Source organism: Povalibacter sp. (assembly GCF_036735925.1).
In the GTDB taxonomy this organism is placed as follows: domain Bacteria; phylum Pseudomonadota; class Gammaproteobacteria; order Steroidobacterales; family Steroidobacteraceae; genus Steroidobacter.
This window is the reverse complement of sequence record NZ_DAINNK010000156.1, coordinates 1-2,344: the sequence shown is the minus strand read 5'-3', so window position 1 is coordinate 2,344 and position 2,344 is coordinate 1. Positions and strand designations below refer to the sequence as shown.

At 64.3% G+C, this 2,344-nt stretch carries 2 protein-coding genes and 1 pseudogene; all 3 read right to left on the bottom strand.

Annotated features, from left to right (window positions below; all coding sequences use genetic code 11):
- A pseudogene (locus V7D81_RS23060) lies at positions 1 to 202 on the bottom strand (urea ABC transporter permease subunit UrtC); the annotation flags it as partial.
- A 7-nt stretch (positions 203 to 209) separates the two neighbouring features.
- Positions 210 to 1,835, bottom strand: coding sequence for an urea ABC transporter permease subunit UrtB (gene urtB / locus V7D81_RS23055; RefSeq protein WP_324320745.1), 1,626 nt, complete (start codon positions 1,833 to 1,835; stop codon positions 210 to 212).
- A gap of 127 nt (positions 1,836 to 1,962) precedes the next feature.
- Positions 1,963 to 2,344: transporter substrate-binding protein (locus V7D81_RS23050; protein ID WP_324320743.1), on the bottom strand; the 382-nt coding region annotated here is incomplete at its 5' end.

Below are 2,344 nucleotides of genomic sequence, written 5' to 3'. Positions count from 1 at the left end.
CGGGCGGAACGGCCGGCAGCAGGTGCTCGTAGTTCATGTACTTGCCGATCAGCGTCATCGTGTACGACGACAGGTGCAGCGACGAGCCCGCGTCGAACGCGAGATGCAGGATCGGCACGACGATGGCCGTGACCAGCAGGACGGCGAGGAAGATCTGCGTTCCGCGCTCGCCCAGCAGCAGATTCATCAGCGGTGTGCGCATCGTCATCTCAGGCCTCCGCCGCCCGGCCCTTCTGCGGGAACAGCCCGCGCGGACGCCGCTGGATGAACAGGATCAATGCGATCAGCACCAGGATTTTCGCCAGCACGGCGCCGGCGAACGGTTCGAGCACCTTGTTGACGACGCCGAGCGACATGCCGCCGATCAGCGTGCCCCACAGGTTGGCGACGCCGCCGAACACCACGACCATGAACGAATCGATGATGTACTGCTGGCCGAGATTGGGACCGACGTTGGTCAGCTGGCTGAGCGCGACGCCGGCAACGCCGGCGATGCCGGAGCCGAGCCCGAACGTCAGCGCATCGACCCATTCGGTACGCACGCCCATCGCCTTCGCCATCGCGCGATTCTGCGACACCGCGCGCACCTTGAGCCCGAGCGTGGTCTTCTTGAGCACGAACAGCAGGATCGCGAACACCACCGCCATGAACAGGATCACGTACAGCCGGTTGTACGTGATCGACAGCGCCTCGTTGATCTGCCACGAACCGGCCATCCACGCCGGCGTTTCCACCGGCCGGTTGTTGGCGGTGAAAATGTCGCGCACGACCTGCTGCAGGATCAGGCTGATGCCGAAGGTCGCCAGCAGCGTTTCCAGCGGCCGGCCGTAGAGAAACCGCACGACGCCGCGTTCGATGAGCACGCCCACCAGCCCGGACACCAGGAACGCGAGCGGCACGGCGACGATGATGGACGCGCCGATGTGATTCGGCATCGCGAGCTGCACGACGTAGGTCGTGTATGCGCCCAGCATCATCAACTCGCCGTGCGCCATGTTGATCACACCCATGACGCCGAAGGTGATGGCGAGTCCGATGGCCGCCAGCACCAGCACCGACCCCAGGCTCAGGCCGAAGAACAGCGTTTCGACACCGCCATAGATCTGGCGCCAGTTGTCGATGCTCGCAATGGCCACGGTGGCGCCCCGACGCACACGCTCGTCCGGTTCCGCATGGACGCCCTCGTCCGACCGTTCGGTCAGGCGCTTGAGTCGGTTGTAGACATCGGGACTCAGGTTGCCTTTCAGATGCTCGACCGCGGCGAGGCGCGTGTCGGCGTCGTCGCTGTCCAGATCGGCGAGCGCGAGGCCGGTGTCGATGGCGTCCTTGACCTTGTCGTCCTTCTCGTCGTCGACGCGCGCACGCAGGATGACGATGCTGTCTTCGTCGAGCGAACGCATCATTTCATTGACCGCGGCGAGCCGTACTCCCGCGTCAGGATCGGAAAGATCGAAACCGGCGATCAGGCCCTTGAGCGTCTTGCGCAGCCGGTTGTTGGTGGTGATCTTGGTGAAATCCGCTGTTGCGCCGCTGCCTGCGGCCTGCATCGTCAGCGGATCGGTGAGCGTCAGCGGATCGTCGCCCTGCACGATGAAGACGCGCTGGTCGGCGGTTCGGAAATGGAGATTGCCTTCCAGCATGGCAGTGAGTACTGCGCGTGCGTTCGGATGGCGCGTCGCGGCGACGGCGGTCGCGGCGTCGGTCTTGGTCGGGAAGTCTTCGGCGGTGAGTCCGGTGAGTGCCTGAGCGAGCGCATCGTTCTGCGCTGCGCGTGCCTGCACGACGAAAGCCAGCAGCAGGACGCTGACCATGCTGAGAAGGATTCGGTGAATCATCGCTACGGCGTGGCTCCGTCGTTGGTTTGCCATCGTGCGTGGAATCTGTCGTTCGGTTGGAGATCCCCCTCCCAACCTCCCCCCGCAAGCGGGGGGAGGGGCCGGAAGGCCGGAGGGGGTCAGTCCGTTACTCGTAGTTCTGTCCCGAGCACTTCTTCGTGACCTTGTTGTAGTTGCCGCACTTCAGCGTCACCCAGTCGGCTTCGATGTCCTTGCTGCCCGGCAGGAAATCGGACCAGGCATCGCCCGGCACCAGGCCCGGTGTCTTCCACACGACATCGAACTGGCCATCGCCGCGGATCTCGCCGATGAACACCGGCTTGGTCAGGTGGTGGTTCGGCAGCATCTTCGCCGTGCCGCCCGTGAGGTTCGGCACTTCGATACCGATCATCGCGTCGGTCACCTTGCTGACGTCGGTGGTCTTGGCCTTCTCGACCGCCTTCACCCACATGTTGAAGCCGATCACGTGCGCTTCCATCGGATCGTTGGTCACGCGCTTCGGATTCTTG